This window comes from Brevibacterium oceani, assembly GCF_017948325.1.
GTDB classification, from domain to species: Bacteria; Actinomycetota; Actinomycetes; order Actinomycetales; family Brevibacteriaceae; genus Brevibacterium; species Brevibacterium oceani.
In genome coordinates this window covers 1,039,748-1,056,231 of the sequence record NZ_CP072846.1, presented here as the reverse complement: position 1 = coordinate 1,056,231, position 16,484 = coordinate 1,039,748, and the positions used below count along the sequence as shown (strand labels likewise).

Below are 16,484 nucleotides of genomic sequence, written 5' to 3'. Positions count from 1 at the left end.
CATCGACCGCAGGTGCATCTCATCGATCAGATGGCGAGTCCCAGGACGAGCATCACCACCGCAAGGAAGGGAAAGATGCCCTGTTTGATCGCCGAGGCGACGAGATCGGCGTTCGAGAACAGCAGTACGAAGGCGGCCGCGAGCATCGATCCGACTCCGGTGAGGACGAGGGTATAGCCGACCTCGGCGGCACCGCCGGAGACGCAGAGGATTCCGATGATCACGGCCACTGCGAGGAAGAGGTTGTAGAAGCCCTGGTTGTAGGCCAGGGACTTCGTCGCCTCGGCCTCGTCGGGGGTGGTGCCGAAGGTCGCGCGAGCGCGCGGACTCGTCCAGGCGATGGATTCCATATAGAAGATGAAGACGTGCAGGGCCGCGGCGAGGCCGGCGAGCACGAGGCCGATGATGGTCATGCGCGGGCTTCGTATCTGGCTCGGCGCTTCTCGGCTTCGACTTCACGATTCTTCGGCGGCGCCTTCGTCACGAGCGCATCGAGAAGATGCTGGGTGATGTGGGCGATCTGCTCGACCGCCTCGTCGAAGGCTTCGGCATTGGCTTGGGAGGGCTTCGTCGTGCCGGCGATCTTGCGCACATACTGCAGCGCCGCTGCATGGACCTCTTCCGAGGTCGCCTCCGGTTCGAAGTTATGGAGTGTCCTGATGTTCCTGCACATGATCCAACGGTACGCGGTGGCACTGACGCAGACCAGAGGTCAGGGGCGGGACATCGCATCGGCTCGATAGACTGAGCCCACGATGGAGACAGGAAGAGAGATGAAGACAGTGGTTTCGGCGCTTTCGCCGCAGCAGATCGAAAGCCTCCGCACGCTGCGCCAGGACTTCTCCCAGATGATCATGCAGCACCGATTCGTCGTCGAAGAGCTCCTCACGAAGATCTCGATCCTGCGCGAGGAATCCGCGTCTACGCACAGCTACAACCCGATCGAGCACATCTCCTCACGCGTGAAGTCTCCGCGCAGCCTGCTGGAGAAGGTCCACCGCCGCGGCCTGCCGCTCGACATCGAGACCATCCGAGAGAAGATCACGGACATCGCGGGCATCCGCATCACCTGCAGCTTCGTCGCCGACACCTATCATGTGCTCGAGCTGCTGACGGCGCAGGACGATATCCGGGTTGTGGAGATCAAGGACTACATCGCGAGCCCGAAGCCGAACGGATACCGCAGCCTCCACGCGATCCTCGAGGTGCCCGTGTTCCTCAGCGGCGGTCCGGTGCCGGTCATCTGCGAGGTGCAGATCCGCACGATCGCGATGGACTTCTGGGCCAGCCTCGAACACAAGATCCACTACAAGTTCGCCGGAGATGTCCCCGACCGACTCATCGATGAGCTCACCGAGGCGGCCGCCGCGTCCGATCAGCTCGACCGACAGATGGAACAACTCCACTCCGAGGTCCGCAACGGTGATCCCGATGTCGACTCCGGGGAGGACTTCGACGAGGAGGCTCTGCGGATCCTGTGGGAGCTGAGTCGGCGCGAGGGCTGAGCTCTCAACGGCGCTTCGGACGATAGGTGCGGCCGAAGCTGCGCCGGTTGGCCTCGTCGATCTCGACGAGCTCCCAGTCGACTCGTCTGCCGCCGGGAACGTCGAAGATCCGGGTTCCGTCGCCGAGGAAGACCGAGGCGACGTAGACCTGGAGTTCGTCGATGAGGTCGGCCTCGAGAGCCTGCCGGGCGATATCGGCGCTGATGATCTGGATGTCGCGATCGCCGGCGATGGCCTGGGCCCGGTCGACCGCCTCGGCGATGGGGCAGTTGAGCGCCGTCACCGAGGCATCCCCCGCGAGCTCCTCGGGACGATGGGTGAGGATGAACTCCGTCCCCGACCACGCTCCTCCGTACGCTTCCGAAGTCAGCTCGTCCCGTTCGTCGGCCTGCGCCGCAGCAGCGTCATAGCCGCGACGTCCGGAGATGATGACGGCGACCTTTCCGGCCATGTCTTCGGTGGACCCCTCCACCATCGGCTCCGAGGCCGAGAGCCACGACATGTCGTGGTCGGGTCCGGCGATGAACCCGTCGATCGAGCAGGTGAAACCCCATGCCACTGTTCCCATTGCTCCCCCTCGAGCATCAGTGATTGCAGAATGCAACTGCGGACAGTCAATCACGCCGGCCCCGCTGGATCAATGGCTACGAGCTCGATCATTGCCTGGGTGAGCGACGAGACTCACGCACAAGGAATGTCACCTGCGCATCCCTGGTTGCACTGAATACGGGCCGGATGATCCCGCCCTGTCACAGCAGATGAAAGAAGGCAATGACAATGGCAGACTTCACAGGCAAGGTCGCACTCGTCACCGGTGGAGGCTCCGGACTCGGCGAAGCTATCAGCAAGGACCTCGCGTCCAAGGGCGCGAAGGTCGTCATCACCGACATCAACCTCGACGCCGCACAACGAGTCGCTGGTGAGATCGCCGAAGCCGGCGGAACCGCCTCGGCGATCCAGCAGGACACGAGCGTTCGCGAGGACTCCGAGAAGGTCGTCAGGTTCGCCGTCGACACCTACGGCGGCCTCAACTATGCGGTGAACAACGCCGGCATCGGCGGTGTCCAGGCTCCTGCAGGAGAGACCGACCTCGACTCGTGGGACAAGGTCATCAACGTCAACCTCAACGGCGTGCTCTACGGAATGCGCCACCAGATTCCGGCCATGCTCAAGGCGGGCGCGAAGGACTCTGCGATCGTCAATATGGCTTCGATCCACGGAACGGTCGCGGCGATCAACAACGGCGCCTACACGGCCGCCAAGCACGGCGTTGTCGGCATCACGAAGAACGCCGCCGCAGAATACGGCGCCGAGGGTCTGCGCATCAACGCGGTCGGACCGGGCTACATCACGACGCCCCTGCTGGAGAACAGCCTCGACGCCGAGACTCTCGAAGGCCTCAAAGCCAAGCACCCGCTCGGACGTCTGGGCACCGCCGAGGAGGTCGCCAAGGTCGTGAGCTTCCTGCTCTCCGACGACGCTTCCTTCGTCACCGGCGCCTACTACCTCATCGACGGCGGCTACACCGCGGTGTGAGCCGTTGCGGCGGCAAGTCCGGGACCTCCGATTCGGCGACGTCACTTCATGGCAATATGTCAGGTCGTCGACCATGCTTGCTGGACTATTGCCGCCGCCTCTGAGGCGCTGACCTTCGGTCGGCATTGGTGAGCCAGCGCGCTTGCCCATTGCTTCTCGGAGGGAACGTCGTCGAACGAAACTGCCTCAGGACTCGTAAATGGGCCATGCCGTGAGAACAGCCTGACAGCGTCAGCATCGATCATGTCGTGAGTCGCCATCGCCCACATATCGTAGAGATCTCGAGCGGCTCTCCGGTCGTTCCAGGCCGAGAGCTTCGCAGCAGCGAAAGCCGGAGGGGTGAGGACTCTGAGCTGAGCTGGAGGAGCATCGCTGTACCGCTGTTCGATGCGCCGCGTCTCCGATGGCCAGGCCGGGTATCCAGTCTGTGACAGAAGCTGTATCTGGATGCGCGTCTCGTCGATTGCCATCACCGAGGGTGCTGGATGACGCGTTTTTACCAGCGCCGGGGTGAACTCGGGGACGCCCACTGTTCGACGCAGGTTCCTGACGATGGCCCGCTCAACGGCAGCTGCCGTCGCACCGCGGTCACCTTTCGCGATCAGATCGATGTCTTCGGACAATCTCAGGTCAGGAAGGTACGTCCGAGTCAACGCCGTACCTCCGAAGAAGACAACGTCGTCCGCTACGGATGCCGCGAGTGCGGCCGAGCACATGTGAGATGACATAGTCACGACGGACTTGCGATTCAGCGACCCCGAACTTGTTCGCGAAAAGAACTGCTTCGTCCTCGTCAAGCATGACCATGAGGTCCTTCCTGCGATGTGTATTCCACAGGGTTCATGAGACTCCCCGCCTCGAATCCAAGATACTCCGTACTCGGTCATTCAATCGCGGAGCGGTCGCGACAAGATCTCTGAACTCGGTGACATCTATCTGCGGAAGCAGGTTTCGAGCACCTTCTGCCGCAGCCTCGGTGTCGCCGCCCTGTGCCGGACGCATCAGGAGATCGTAGAGGGTCTGTTCTCGTGTTGCGATCAGTCCAGAACCGAGCTCAGTCCGCTCCAGCACTGCCTCAACCCGCTCCAACTCCCGATGAGCGAAATGCACTGTGCCAGTACCGACTTCCAATGGGCGCCTTCCAGCGACCGGGACCGCCACTACTGTGGCCCCCACAGCGCGTGGAATCGCACCCCAGAATCTCGCAGCCCCAAGCCCCATGAGGATGGCATTGCGGCTGCCGTGACGCGCCGTTGCTACGGCGAGTCCGGCGATCTCCAGACTCGGCGACCAGGTCCTGGCGTCTCGGCCATCGGGAGGTGCTGTGTAGATTCCGCGAGCTAAGCGCTTGAGTGCGCCCTGGTCGACGAGTTCATCGAGCACCCGCCATGAGTTGGAGCCGAGGCCGCGAGCATCCTGATAGCGCATCGTGCGCATAGGTGAGCGCGCGACGGCTCTCAAGAAGCTGATTGCTTCAGCCATGACATCACCTCCAACTATGCACGAATATACTCTATCGGTATATATGTGCATAGTTCGCTGGCCTCGATCGCACTGCAACGTTCAACCCCACGCCATTCCGATTTATTGTCAGTCAACCTCCGCCTAATCCCACCCAGCATCCTCCCGATTCCCAGGACCCCCTCTGCTTTGAGGAGTAGCGTCGAGGCAGAGCCCAAACGGTTTGGACCATGATCGAGATCGAAGGTGATCGGTGATGAGCCGGTACAACGTCAATGGCACTCTGAAGAGTCTGCCGGTCCGCCTCGGGAAGTCAGCAGCGTTCTTCTTCCTCCTCGGAGTCCTCGGCTTCCTCCTCGTCAAGATCGTCGGGCCGATCCTGCAGACCGGGCCCGAGTACGTCGTGGAATCCGTCATCTCCGGCGTCCCGCTGCTCCTCGCGGCCGGCTGCGCGATCGCCGCGCTCAGCGTGAAGGCAGTCGCCGGTCTTCGCCACCGACCGGCGTGAGCGGTCGTCCCCTCACCACTGATCGTGGTCGAAGACCTGGCAGAACACACTCGTCATCTGCTCGCTGAAGAGGACGAACTGGATCTCACCGATCGATTTCCAACGCCCACGCGACCGTCCCTCGACGATGACCGAATGAGCCGCCTCGGCGACCTCCCTGGGCGACCATCCATAGACGCCGCCACCGATGGCGGGGAACGCGATCGAGGTGGCACCGACCTCCTCGGCGAGGTTGAGGCTCGACTCGAAGCACGACTCGAGCACCTCGGGATCGGCCTCACCGGCGTTCCGATTCGGCCCGACCGTGTGGATCACCCAGCGGGCGGGCAGGTCACCGGCAACCGTGGCCACCGCCTGCCCCGGCGGCAGACCGCGCACATGAGACGTCCGCCTGACCTCGCGGCAGGCCTCGAGCAGCGCGGGCCCGGCCGCACGATGGATGGCCCCGTCGACCCCGCCGCCTCCGAGCAGGCCCGAATTCGCCGCGTTGACGATCGCATCGACGGCCACCTCGGTGATATCGCCTTCGAGAACCGTGATCTTCATGCCTCGAGTCTAGACAGCCCTCCGGACGTTGCCCACCGTTGGGCGTAGCCTGGAATCACTGTGAAGGAGGCTTCATGTGCAGGCTGCTCGGTTTCATCTCCCCTACCCCGACGACCGCCGCGGATCTCATCGGTGCCGATGAGTGCCGCCAGTGGCAGTCCATGGGCAACCTCCACGACGACGGGTGGGGCACGGCGTGGATCGACACCGGCACCGAGGCGGTCGCGCGGTTCCGCACGCCCACCGAGGGTGCCGACGATCCGCGACTGACCCGTGTACTGGACACGGAGGCCACAGACGGTCGTATCTGCCATCTGCGGATGGCGACGACGGGGCTGGCCGATCTCGAGGAGAACACGCACCCGTTCCTCGCCGATGGCGTGGCGATGGCGCACAACGGTTCGGTCCACCCGATCGAGAGGCTGCGTGAATATGTCAGCCTTGACGAGATCGACGAGGTCGGAGGCACGACGGATTCGGCGATCGTCTTCGCCCTCGTCCTTCGTCGCCTGCGCCAGGGAGAGTCACTGCTCGACGCGGTGACCGGGACCGTGCGGATGCTGCGGGCCGACTTCGATCATCCGGGCATCAATCTTCTCCTGCTCACTCGTGAAGAGATGATCGTCGTCCACGCCACCGCCGGCACCGAGGTGCCCTATCTGCAGGGGCCGCTGCCGCCGGACCATCACGACCACTACTACCGGATGAGCTGGCGACGCTCGGCCGAAAACGCAATGATCGTGTCCTCCTCGGGACTCGAACATCACGGTTGGAGCCTCATCGAGCAGAACACGATCATGCGGCTGACCGTCGTCGACGGCGCAGAGACGATCGTTCGGCTGTAGCTGGGCTACGGGACCTGGGTCAGGCCTTCTGGACGGTGATGGTCCAGCTGGCGTCGGTGACGCGGTCGAAGTGAGTGACGGGGTAGCCGTTCTCGGCTGCCCATTGCGGGATCGCCTCGGTGGCCTGCGTGCAGTCGAAATTGATGACGAGTTCGTCACCCGCGTCGAGACCGGTCATGGCTTCCTTCGCTTCGACGAGGGGGAAGGGGCAGACCTGGCCATCTGTTTCGAGTACTTGCTTCATACCGTCCTGCTTTCCGCCGCGGGCGCTGCGGCCTGCGACTGCTTGGGTTTGATGGTGGCTTTGGCCGCGATTCCGGCTCCCACGATCATGAAGACCACGGACGCCCAGCCCTGGTACTGGAACTGTGCGGTCGAGACCATCGCGTTGCCGACGGTGCAGCCGCCGGCGATGGCCGCGCCGACACCCATGCCCATGCCGCCGATGATCGACTTGATGATTGTGGCCTGATCGGGGACGCGGATCCGGAACTCTCCGGAGGCCTTGGCGGCGATGAACGACCCGATGAGGATGCCGATGACGAGCATGACACCCCAGTCGATGAGTTCGGAGTCGCCGGTGCTGAGGTAGCCGACGAGGTTCGCCGAGGGGGTCGTGATGCCCAGCCCGGAGTTGCGTCCCGTCGCTGCCGAGAGCGGCCAGGCGATCGTGGCGATGATGCCGATGACCACGGCGGTGGCGAAGGGATTCCAGCGCTTCTCCGTGAGCAGGTGGGCCAGGCCGGTCTTGCGCGGAGGCAGGGTGGCCATCGGCGCCTTGAGCTTGCGCGCGTGGCGAACGGTCAGCCAGATCGCGATCGCCGAGACGACGATGACGAAGACCCAGGGACTCAGTCCGGTGCTCGCCTGCAGGCTTCCGTTGTCCAGAGTGATCGCGCGGATGCCGTCGGTGAATCCGGCGGCGGGTCCGAGCTTCATGATCGCGGAGAACAGCGCATAGAAGATCAGCGCGAACCAGCTGCCGATGAGCCCTTCACCGGCTCGGTAGTAGGTGCCTGTCGCACAGCCGCCGGCGAAGACCATCGAGAAGCCGAAGATGAGGCCGCCGACGATCGAAGCGAGCCACGGGAACGGTTCCGCTTCGAGGGTGATGACACCGAAGGTGTTGAGCAGGAACAGTCCGAGGGAGTGGACGGCGATGAGCACGATGAGCGCCGAGAACCAGCGCGTGTTACCCGTCAGGGTGAGGTCGCGGAACGCCCCGGTGACACAGAAGCGTCCGCGCTGGAAGACGAAGCCGAGAACCAGCCCGACGACGAGTCCGGTGATGATCATAGAACCGCTTTCTCTGTGAGACATGGCCGCAGGCGACCACAACAACGCCCCATTTTGCTCAACAATCCAGATTTCGTCAACCGCAACCGCAAGTACCTCCACGCAGTGGTCTCGGTGTGACATGGATCTTACCAAAAGTATCTTGACGTCAAGATACTTTTGAGCGCATGCTTAGGGATACCTAACCTAACTAGGAGAGGTCACAATGACAACGACATTCACGCCCCGCACAGCTCAGACAGCGACAGCGGAGGCAACACAGACAGAAGTCCAGTCACTCGCAGAATTCGTCGACCGGGCCTCGCTGGACATGCTCAGCGAGCAGGCTCTCGGACAGCTGAAGATCCGCGTCCTCGATACGATCGGCGTCGCCATCGGCGCCCTCGACGCTCCCCCGCTGCAGGAGATCAGAGCCCTCATCGAGGACCTCGATGCCGGGCACGGAGCCACACTCATCGGCGGCGGCCACGCCAGTCCGGACCATGCCGCGTTCTTCAACTCGGCTCTGAGCAGGTATCTCGATTTCATGGATGCCTACCTCGCGAAGGGCGAGACGAATCACCCCTCGGACAATATGGGCGCGGTCCTCGCCGCTGCCGAGCACGCCGATGCCAGCGGTGAGGACTTCCTCACGGCCTTCGCGGTGGCCTACCAGATCCACGCGCGTCTCTCGGATGTCGCTCCGGTCCGTGACCTGGGCTTCGACCATACGACGCAGGGCGCGTTCGCCGCCGGCGCCGCCTCGGCGAAGGCCCTGGGTCTGAACGCGGAGCAGATCGCGAACGCCGCAGCTATGGCCGGCACCGCCAATGTTGCGCTGCGCGTGACCCGGACCGGGGACCTCAGCCACTGGAAGGGGCTGGCGTATCCGCACGTGTCGAAGGAGGGCGTCTTCGACGCTCTGCTCGCCGCACACGGGATCACCGGCCCGGCTGAGGTCTTCGAGGGCAACAAGGGCTTCAAGGCCCTGGCCGGGGACTTCGACCTCGACTGGTCGAGAGAGGACCTCGAGAAGGTCACGGGCACGATCATCAAGAAGCACAATGCGGAGATCCACTCGCAGTCGGCCCTCGACGCCGCGCAGGAGATCCGACGCCAGGAGGGATTCCGCGCCGATGCCATCGCCAGCGTGGAGCTGAAGACCTTCGACGTCGCCTATTCGATCATCGGCGGAGGTGAGGAGGGCGACAAGCGCACGATCCGGACGAAGGAGGAGGCGGATCATTCGCTGCCGTGGATGGTCGCGGTCGTCCTCCTCGACGGGGAGCTCAACCCTGCTCAGTACGAGCCGGAGCGCATCGTCGACGACGATGTGCAAGACCTCATGCACAAGGTGACGATCACACCCTCGCAGGAGTTCAGCGACCGCTTCCCCGAGCACATGTGTGCCGACCTCGTCGTCACCCTCGGCGACGGGACGACGTTCCGGGCGAGCACCGATGACTACGAGGGCTTCACCACGAATCCCCTCGACTGGGAAGGCGCGCGTCGGAAGTTCGACGCCCTGACCTCCCCCTTCGCCGAGGCGGCGCTGCGTGATGAGATCGCGGACCTCGTCCATGACCTCGAGAATCATCCGATCCGTGAACTGACCCGGCTCCTCGCCCAGGTTCCCCAGACTCGCAGCTGAGACTGCGTCACCCGCCGGAGATCCCGGCACCCCGAAGAAAGGAATCACCATGTCGAACGCCATCGATTTCGATGTGTCCATGAACTTCGTTCCCCGCGCCTACCGCCCGGCCAAGCCCCGCACCATCGGGATGACCGAGATCCGCGCACCTTACTATTCGACCTTCGGCACCCGGCATCTGCAGGACGTCTTCGACGTCGCTGGTCAGTGGGTCGACGGCATCAAGTGGGCGGGCGGATCGTTCTCGCTCGTCCCGGCCGACCAGGTCAAGGCCTTCAGCGACATCGCCCATGAGAACGGCGCGTATGTGTCCTCGGGCGGCTGGATCGAAACGGTCCTGCGCTATGGCGACGACGCGGTCGACCAGTACCTCAAGGAGGCCAAGGAGGTCGGCTTCGACGTCATCGAGATCTCGACCGGCTTCATCATGCTGCCGACCTCAGGACTCGAGCGCTTGGTGGAGAAGGTCGTCAAGGCAGGGCTGAAGGCGAAGCCGGAGCTGGGCATCCAGATCGGCTCCGGCGGAGACTCCGGCGAGGCCGAGCTGGCAGCTGAGTCCGCAAAGGACATCGGCGACCTCGTCGACCGCGGCAAGCGGGCCCTGGATGCCGGAGCCTCGATCATCATGATCGAGTCGGAAGGCATTACCGAGAACGTCGACGAGTGGAACACCGCCGCGGCCGCCTCGATCATCAACGGGCTGGGACTCGAGAACGTCATGTTCGAAGCCGCCGACGGCCCGGTCTTCGAGTGGTACATCAAGAACTACGGAAACGAATGCAACCTGTTCGTCGACCACTCGCAGATCCTCCAGCTCGAGGGCCTGCGCCAGAACATCTGGGGCAACAAGTCCACCTGGGGACGGGTGATCAGCCCGGCTCCGTGATCGCCTCTTTCTGAGTCACAACGAAGGCACCGACGAAATTCGTCGGTGCCTTCAAGGTGGAGATCGGGCTTCTGTTGTCAGTTGCCCGACCCACAAACCATCGTCAGGCCGAGTACAACCGAAATTCCGGTAGCCGTGGCCGTACGGGCGGGCCCCGCCCATTCGCCGGTAGTGGTCACCTGCTGCACGGTCAGTTCGTAGCTCGATATTTTGACTAGTCGACTGTCCGTATACAGATAGTTGAGCTGGCTGGTGGTGTTGACGGTATCTACCGAGCCGTTCTTCTTCACAGTGATCCGGTAGATGTGCGCTACAGGGGGCTGTGAGGCAGGTGGAGCCCATTCGAGTCTGACGGAGCTCGTCAGGAGACCGCCTACACCCTGATTGATGCATTTGAGATTCTGTACCGCTTCCACCGATCCTGCGGTGAACTCCCCGGCACCCTTCTCAGTGTCTTTCCACCCCGCGACGGTTCCATTGACCACAGAGGGCACGAGGACGATCGCCAACAGTGCGACTACAGCGAGAACGACTCGGAGTCGGTTCCAAGAGAACGTTCGAGTCATGACTGCTTCGCCCTCCGCGTCCGCGAGACGACAGCCGATCCCACGACAATGAGCACGAACGCGGTTAGCAGGAACCACTGCCATCCGTCGATGCCGGTCCACGGCAGGTCTCCCGACCCGCCGGGCCCTTCCGCACTAGGATCGTCCGTGCCTGACCCGTCGGAATCGGCGTCGGCTTCGCCCGGATCGTCTGGCCCAGGGTCGCCTGGGCCCACGGAGAGTTCCTCCCCCTGACCCAGCGCGGTGATCCGGACGCTGCTCGTCTCTCCTGCGACCTCTTGCGCATCGGCACCGGGCAGCAGCGAGACAGTCACATCGATACGTCGTTCGTCCTCACTCGGCATTTCGTCGAGCACTCGGTTACCGTCTGGCGCACGTCCCAAATCGGTCAGTGGCACCCCGCTCAGCAAGCTGCGTGAGCCCTCCGGGCATCCTTCGTCGGCCGAGGTCCGATCGCAGCTGTGCACATCGACGACCAGCGCTGAGGCGAGCGGCTCCGTCACCTGTCCTGCACCGATCTCGAGGTCGACCGTACCGGGATCGGCATCCTCGACCCACACGTCGACGATCCAATTCGCTGATGAACCCGGGCTGAGACCGAGCATCTTCTCGTCGTCGCCGAACGCCTTCAATCGCAGATACTGACCGTGAACCTCCGACGAGGACTGGGCTGAGACAGCGCCTGTGCTTCCGCTTGCAGTCGCGTCGACTCCGAAGCCGTCCGCTGCGGCTCCTCCGCCGAAGAGCATCGCAACGATGATCGGAGCTGCCACGGCGTGCTTGGGCGAGCGAGCGGGGGCTCGCAACTCGTCGACCTTGCCCCGTACAGCGCTTGCCGATGGCTCTCCGCCATCGGCGGATCCGTCACTCTCGCCCGGATTGTCGGTCTCGTCCGGTTCGTCGCCACGCCGCGGCCAGAAAGCCCAGACGACGAGGAGGCTCGCTGCGATCGTGATACCGCCGAGCAGGAACGGGTTGCGCCACTGTTGGAGAATCGGAGCGACCCCGGGAATCGAGAACATCACCGTGCGCACAGTCGTCGCTGTGTAGGGCTCCGGGTCCTTCTCTTCGTTGGCGTCACCGCGCAGTTCGAACGTGACACGTCCTGACTGGGCGTCCTTGTCGAGGATGGAGACCACTCGGTGTGTGACCGGCAGGATCTTCTCCCCACGGTCGACGGTGACCACATCGCCGATCTCCATCTGCGCGGCTGGGGTCTCCCGGACGAGGGCGATCGAACCGGCCGGAATCGTCGGGCTCATCGAACCGGTCTTGAACATCATGATCGAGATGTTGAAGACGACGCTGAGGATGACGAGGACGATGCACACCACTCCGAGAACGGCGAGGATGTTGAGCAGGGCCGCGCCGAACCACGCGCCCACCCTGCCTCGCTTGACCTCACGATGCTCCGACATCGTCATCCCGCCACTGATTCGGCGCTCCACGTCCAAGTGTGGGTCGCCGAGGTGTTCTGCGCCGCATTGGGAGTCGTGTCCGGAAGAACGACCTCGAAGCAATAAGCCTGAACCGACGTCGCCTGCTTACTCAGGGACTGGGTACTGCCTGAGGTGATTGCGGTCTTCAGCGGAATTCGGCTCGCGGTTCCGAGGGCGTATGTGGGACTTCCCGTGAATGAGTTCTCGGTACAGGTCACGCTTCCCATGCCACTGGTCGTCGTCGATTGAGTGACAGCCCGATATGCGAGGCTGGCACCGATCGTGGTTCCCGGATTGGTGATTCCACCCCCGGAGACCTTCACGGTCCCGTTCATCGTCGTCGTCGAGCTTGTTCGGACGAATACTTTCGCATACGACTTTGCCCCGGGAAACATATTGCCTGCGTCGAAGGTCATGGTCGGATTGCTCGTCCAGTTCTTCCCATCGACCGAGACCTCGATGTCGAATCGGCCTGCCGTGAACGAGCCCTCAGCGTTTTCGCTGTCCGTCCACGCGGCCACCGTCGCCGTCGCGCCCACACCGAAGACGAGCCCACCGGCGAGAATCGCTTTGATGCGTCGGTTGCGCAGCCGGCGCCGCTGTCGAACTTGCCGTCGACTCAGCAGGAGGGCACTTGACGGTGCCCTCCTGCCAGAGAAGAGATGGCGCAATCGCGACAATGAAAAGCGCATCGATCAGATCAGCGTCATTCGGCCGAGGTCGCGGTGAACTGCCATTGGGCGGTCGCTTTATCGCCCTCAGAGAGATCGTCACCCGCGGTGACGGTGAAGCACAGTGTCACCTGTGCTCCGGCTTCACCGTCGGCACCGGCAGTGAGGTTGAAGCCCTGTTTACCCGTCGTTGAGCTCAGTGCGGTGTCGGAGGGAACGATCTGTGTGCCTGTCGCGCCGACGGTGCAGGCACCGGCATTGGCGACCTGAACGATCCCGTAGGTCAGGTTGGCAGCGTTGGCTCCCGTTCCGGCCGCGCTGGTGAGGTCGACTGTCGCGTCGTATGTGGTGGCTTCATCGAGACGAAGCACGAACGGAGCAGCCACAGCGTCTCCGGGAGACAGATTGTCACTGGCGGGGAGCTCAAAGTCCAGTGATGCCGCGCCGTCCGCGCTCTCGTGATCGGTGAAGCTGTCGGCCGCTCCCGTCGTGCTGCCCTCAACGTTGAACGAACCGGCACCAAAGACACCTTCGGCCCATTCGTCGTCGGTCCAGGCGGCCAGGGTTACGGCTGCGCCGACGCCGAGGACGATACCTCCGGCGAGGATGGCTTTGAACTTGCGGGAGCGGGTCTTGGAAGCGGTCACGGAGACTCCTTGTCCAGGGGTGCATGAGCACCGATCACAGTGAAGAGTGGTGGGGAATGATTTCATGATGACTGATGAATTACTTTCAAAGCGCCTTTTTCCATCACTTTTGTGATCTGTTATAGAAAAGAGACTTTCAACAGAATCCGTCCCGAACTCCCCCAAGCCTCCTCTCCCATTCATTGAGAACGGCGTCGCCTTGTGTCAGTGACCGGGCGCACACTGAATGGACGAGAGAAGGCAAGGAGGCCACGGTGCCAGAACTTCAGACAGACGTCGCAATCGTCGGCGCAGGTCCCGCGGGACTCATGCTCGCGCACCTGCTGCACAACGCAGGCATCGAATCCGTCGTCATCGACAACCGCAGCCACGACGACATCGCGCACACCCACCGCGCCGGAATCCTCGAAGCAGGATCCGTGCGCATGCTCGAATCCGCCGGCGTCGAATCCCGCGTCCACACCTCAGGCCACCGCCACGACGGCATCGACATCCGCGTCAACGGCGTCTCCCACTCCTTCGACTTCCCCGAACTCGTCGGCGAATCCGTCTGGCTCTACCCGCAGAACGAGATCTTCGTCGACCTCGCCGCCGCCCGCGAACGCACCGGCGAACCGATCTTCTACTCGGTTACGGACACCCGCCTCGGCGATATCGAAACCGAGACCCCCTGGGTCACGGCCACCACCGCCGACGGCGAAGAGCTGCGCATCACCGCCCGCTACATCGTCGGCTCCGACGGCTCCCGCGGCCCCTGCCGCGCGATGATCCCCGAGGGCACCCGACAGCGGTTCTTCCACGAATACCCCTTCGCCTGGTTCGGCATCCTCTGCGAAGCCCCACCCAGCCACGAAGTCCTCATCTACTCCCGCTCCGATCGCGGGTTCGCCCTCATCTCCCAGCGCAGCGACGCCGTCCAGCGCATGTACTTCCAGACCTCCCCGGACACCGATGTCACAGACTGGTCCGATGACCGCATCTGGGCCGAACTCCAAGCCCGCGTCGACGGCCCTGACGGCTTCGAACTCAAGACCGGGACGATCATCGACAAGACTGTCCTCCCGTTCCGCTCGGCCGTGACCGAGCCGATGCAGCACGGTTCGATGTTTCTTGCCGGCGACAGCGCCCACACGGTCCCTCCGACCGGGGCGAAAGGTCTCAACCTCGCCTTCGCCGACGTCTCCGTGCTCGCTCCGGCCCTGATCACAGCCTTCAGAGAATCCGACGCCGAGGCGCTTGCCGCCTACTCGCAGACCGCGACCAAGCGGGTCTGGAAGGCACAGAACTTCTCGTACCAGATGACCCGGATGCTCCACACCGACCCCAGTCAGGACGCGTTCGAAACGAAGCGCAGCCTCGGCGAGCTCCATTCCATCCTCGAGTCCGAACACGGTCGCCGCTACCTCGCCGAGTGCTACACCGGCTGGCCCCACGGCTGACCCGCTCCCCCACTCCTCCCCACACGCACTCCGCACAGATATCAGCACCACAAGAGAGAAAGGTTCGACGATGAGTCAGCATCAGACCTCGGACACCGATGAGGCCTCCGAGGCCTTCGATTCCCCGACCGTCATCAACGAGGCCGTGAAGGGCCCCGATGACGCCGCAGAATCCCAGGCGACCCTGTCGGCGGAGATCGCCGACATCGAATCGCAGTACAAGCAGAACCTCGCCGCCGGGCAGAAGCCCGAGACTCAGCCGCGCCTGGACTACCGGCCCTACCGGTCCTCGATCCTGCGCCACCCGACGAAGGATCCCCGCCACACCGACCCGGAGACGATCGAGCTCTTCTCCCCCGCCTTCGGCCACCGCGACATCGGCACCCTCGAATCGGACCTGACGATCCAGGCCGACGGCGAACCCATCGGCGAGCGCATCCGCGTCACCGGGCGCGTCCTCGACGGTGACGGCCGACCCGTACGCAACCAGCTCGTCGAGATCTGGCAGGCGAACTCGGCCGGCCGCTACATCCACAAACGCGACCAGCACCCGGCCCCGATCGACCCGAACTTCACCGGTGTCGGGCGCACCCTGACCGGGCCGAACGGCGAGTATTCGTTCACCACGATCAAGCCGGGCCCCTACCCGTGGAAGAACCACCACAACGCGTGGCGGCCCGCCCACATCCACTTCTCGCTGTTCGGATCCGAATTCACCCAGCGCATGATCACCCAGATGTACTTCCCCGGCGACCCGCTCTTCGCCCTCGACCCGATCTACCAGTCGATCACCGACCAGAAGGCCCGCGACCGCCTGGTCGCAACCTACGACCACAACATCACCGAGCACGAATTCCTCATGGGCTACAACTGGGACATCGTGCTCACCGGAGCCAACCGGACCTGGATGGAAGAAGAGGACGATGACTGATCTCACCGCAACCCCGGACCTCACCCCCACCCCGGGCCAGACCGTCGGACCGTTCTACGGCTACGCTCTGCCGTACGAGTACGACAACGAACTCGTGCCCCCCGGCTCCGCACGCGCCGTGCAGCTGACCGGCGCCGTCTACGACGGGGCGGGCGAACGCGTCCCGGACGCCATCCTCGAGATCTGGCAGCCCGACGAGAACGGCGACGTGCCCCGCGCGACCGGATCGCTGCGCCGCAACGGCTTCTCCTTCACCGGCTTCGGCCGCGTCGCCGTCGACCCCGAGGGCGAGTTCAGCTTCTCGACCGTCAACCCCGGCCCCACCGAGGTGGGCAAGGCCCCGTTCATCAGCGTCGTCATCTTCGCCCGCGGTCTGCTCAACCGCCTCTTCACCAGGATCTACCTGCCCGAGGACACCGAGGCGCTGGCTGCCGACCCTCTCCTGTCCTCCCTCGACGAGGCCGACCGCCGACGCCTCATCGCCACCCGAGGGGCTGACGGATCGCTGCGGTTCGACATACGGTTGCAGGGTGAGGAGGAAACCCCCTTCCTCCGATTCCCCGGCCACGAGGACTGAC

At 63.7% G+C, this 16,484-nt stretch carries 21 protein-coding genes and 1 pseudogene; 9 read left to right on the top strand and 13 right to left on the bottom strand.

Annotation, left to right across the window (positions count from 1 at the left end):
* Positions 1-26: 26 nt before the first annotated feature.
* On the bottom strand, positions 27-413 hold the full coding sequence (locus J9314_RS04515; protein ID WP_210604739.1) for a DUF1304 domain-containing protein: 387 nt from the start codon (positions 411-413) through the stop codon (positions 27-29).
* A complete protein-coding gene (locus J9314_RS04510; RefSeq protein WP_210604738.1) occupies positions 410-673 on the bottom strand; it encodes a DUF2277 domain-containing protein in 264 nt (87 codons plus the stop codon). Before J9314_RS04510 ends, J9314_RS04515 begins: the two co-directional genes overlap by 4 nt.
* 100 nt (positions 674-773) lie before the next feature.
* Between J9314_RS04510 and J9314_RS04505 the strand changes: the two genes are divergently transcribed.
* A complete protein-coding gene (locus J9314_RS04505) occupies positions 774-1,505 on the top strand; it encodes a GTP pyrophosphokinase (protein ID WP_246490610.1) in 732 nt (243 codons plus the stop codon).
* 4 nt (positions 1,506-1,509) lie between these two features.
* Here the strand turns inward: J9314_RS04505 and J9314_RS04500 are convergent, their stop codons facing one another.
* On the bottom strand, positions 1,510-2,073 hold the full coding sequence (locus J9314_RS04500) for a dihydrofolate reductase family protein (protein WP_210604737.1): 564 nt from the start codon (positions 2,071-2,073) through the stop codon (positions 1,510-1,512).
* A 209-nt stretch (positions 2,074-2,282) separates the two neighbouring features.
* Here J9314_RS04500 and J9314_RS04495 point away from each other — a divergent pair, with 209 nt between their 5' ends.
* Entirely contained in the window at positions 2,283-3,041 is a 759-nt protein-coding gene (locus tag J9314_RS04495) for an SDR family NAD(P)-dependent oxidoreductase (RefSeq protein ID WP_210604736.1), read from the top strand.
* Between the two features lie 59 nt (positions 3,042-3,100).
* Here J9314_RS04495 and J9314_RS04490 read toward each other — a convergent pair whose 3' ends face one another.
* Together J9314_RS04490 and J9314_RS04485 are read right to left on the bottom strand one after the other, a co-directional pair.
* Entirely contained in the window at positions 3,101-3,838 is a 738-nt protein-coding gene (locus J9314_RS04490; protein ID WP_210604735.1) for a nucleotidyl transferase AbiEii/AbiGii toxin family protein, read from the bottom strand.
* Between the two features lie 43 nt (positions 3,839-3,881).
* Positions 3,882-4,523, bottom strand: a complete 642-nt coding sequence (locus tag J9314_RS04485) for a type IV toxin-antitoxin system AbiEi family antitoxin domain-containing protein (protein ID WP_210604734.1) — start codon at positions 4,521-4,523, stop codon at positions 3,882-3,884.
* Between the two features lie 235 nt (positions 4,524-4,758).
* On the opposite strand from J9314_RS04485, the gene J9314_RS04480 reads away from it, so the two are divergent.
* A complete protein-coding gene (locus J9314_RS04480) occupies positions 4,759-5,010 on the top strand; it encodes a hypothetical protein (protein ID WP_181274524.1) in 252 nt (83 codons plus the stop codon).
* 12 nt (positions 5,011-5,022) lie between these two features.
* Here the strand turns inward: J9314_RS04480 and J9314_RS04475 are convergent, their stop codons facing one another.
* Positions 5,023-5,556: an O-acetyl-ADP-ribose deacetylase gene (locus J9314_RS04475; protein WP_210604733.1), complete on the bottom strand. Its 534-nt coding sequence runs from the start codon at positions 5,554-5,556 to the stop codon at positions 5,023-5,025.
* 74 nt (positions 5,557-5,630) lie between these two features.
* Here J9314_RS04475 and J9314_RS04470 point away from each other — a divergent pair, with 74 nt between their 5' ends.
* A complete protein-coding gene (locus tag J9314_RS04470) occupies positions 5,631-6,401 on the top strand; it encodes a class II glutamine amidotransferase (protein WP_210604732.1) in 771 nt (256 codons plus the stop codon).
* Positions 6,402-6,420: 19 nt separating this feature from the next.
* On the opposite strand, the gene J9314_RS04465 is transcribed toward J9314_RS04470, so the two are convergent.
* Together J9314_RS04465 and J9314_RS04460 are read right to left on the bottom strand one after the other, a co-directional pair.
* On the bottom strand, positions 6,421-6,645 hold the full coding sequence (locus J9314_RS04465; RefSeq protein WP_210604731.1) for a sulfurtransferase TusA family protein: 225 nt from the start codon (positions 6,643-6,645) through the stop codon (positions 6,421-6,423).
* Complete coding sequence (locus tag J9314_RS04460) at positions 6,642-7,697, bottom strand: YeeE/YedE family protein (protein WP_210605523.1); 1,056 nt, start codon at positions 7,695-7,697, stop codon at positions 6,642-6,644. Before J9314_RS04460 ends, J9314_RS04465 begins: the two co-directional genes overlap by 4 nt.
* A gap of 205 nt (positions 7,698-7,902) precedes the next feature.
* Here J9314_RS04460 and J9314_RS04455 point away from each other — a divergent pair, with 205 nt between their 5' ends.
* A complete protein-coding gene (locus J9314_RS04455; protein ID WP_210604730.1) occupies positions 7,903-9,327 on the top strand; it encodes an MmgE/PrpD family protein in 1,425 nt (474 codons plus the stop codon).
* A 49-nt stretch (positions 9,328-9,376) separates the two neighbouring features.
* Positions 9,377-10,213 (top strand): phosphosulfolactate synthase, encoded by an 837-nt coding sequence (locus J9314_RS04450; RefSeq protein WP_210604729.1) that lies wholly within the window; start codon positions 9,377-9,379, stop codon positions 10,211-10,213.
* Between the two features lie 77 nt (positions 10,214-10,290).
* Here J9314_RS04450 and J9314_RS04445 read toward each other — a convergent pair whose 3' ends face one another.
* The 5 genes and pseudogenes from J9314_RS04445 to J9314_RS04430 all read right to left on the bottom strand — a co-directional run bounded on the left by J9314_RS04445 (position 10,291) and on the right by J9314_RS04430 (position 13,536).
* Entirely contained in the window at positions 10,291-10,722 is a 432-nt protein-coding gene (locus J9314_RS04445; RefSeq protein ID WP_210604728.1) for a hypothetical protein, read from the bottom strand.
* 53 nt (positions 10,723-10,775) lie between these two features.
* Entirely contained in the window at positions 10,776-12,197 is a 1,422-nt protein-coding gene (locus J9314_RS04440; RefSeq protein WP_210604727.1) for a signal peptidase I, read from the bottom strand.
* A gap of 2 nt (positions 12,198-12,199) precedes the next feature.
* Entirely contained in the window at positions 12,200-12,634 is a 435-nt protein-coding gene (locus J9314_RS04435) for a hypothetical protein (RefSeq protein ID WP_246490609.1), read from the bottom strand.
* A 96-nt stretch (positions 12,635-12,730) separates the two neighbouring features.
* Positions 12,731-12,910 (bottom strand): annotated as a pseudogene (locus J9314_RS19440) (hypothetical protein); the annotation flags it as partial.
* Positions 12,911-12,924: 14 nt separating this feature from the next.
* The gene (locus tag J9314_RS04430; RefSeq protein ID WP_210604725.1) at positions 12,925-13,536 is read right to left on the bottom strand and encodes a SipW-dependent-type signal peptide-containing protein; all 612 of its coding nucleotides are present in this window, start codon (positions 13,534-13,536) and stop codon (positions 12,925-12,927) included.
* A gap of 254 nt (positions 13,537-13,790) precedes the next feature.
* Here J9314_RS04430 and J9314_RS04425 point away from each other — a divergent pair, with 254 nt between their 5' ends.
* The 3 genes from J9314_RS04425 to pcaG all read left to right on the top strand — a co-directional run bounded on the left by J9314_RS04425 (position 13,791) and on the right by pcaG (position 16,483).
* Positions 13,791-14,975: a 4-hydroxybenzoate 3-monooxygenase gene (locus tag J9314_RS04425; protein WP_210604724.1), complete on the top strand. Its 1,185-nt coding sequence runs from the start codon at positions 13,791-13,793 to the stop codon at positions 14,973-14,975.
* A gap of 70 nt (positions 14,976-15,045) precedes the next feature.
* Positions 15,046-15,906, top strand: a complete 861-nt coding sequence (gene pcaH, locus J9314_RS04420; RefSeq protein WP_210604723.1) for a protocatechuate 3,4-dioxygenase subunit beta — start codon at positions 15,046-15,048, stop codon at positions 15,904-15,906.
* A complete protein-coding gene (gene pcaG, locus J9314_RS04415; RefSeq protein WP_210604722.1) occupies positions 15,899-16,483 on the top strand; it encodes a protocatechuate 3,4-dioxygenase subunit alpha in 585 nt (194 codons plus the stop codon). The genes pcaH and pcaG overlap by 8 nt, the downstream gene beginning before the upstream one ends.
* Position 16,484 lies beyond the last annotated feature (1 nt).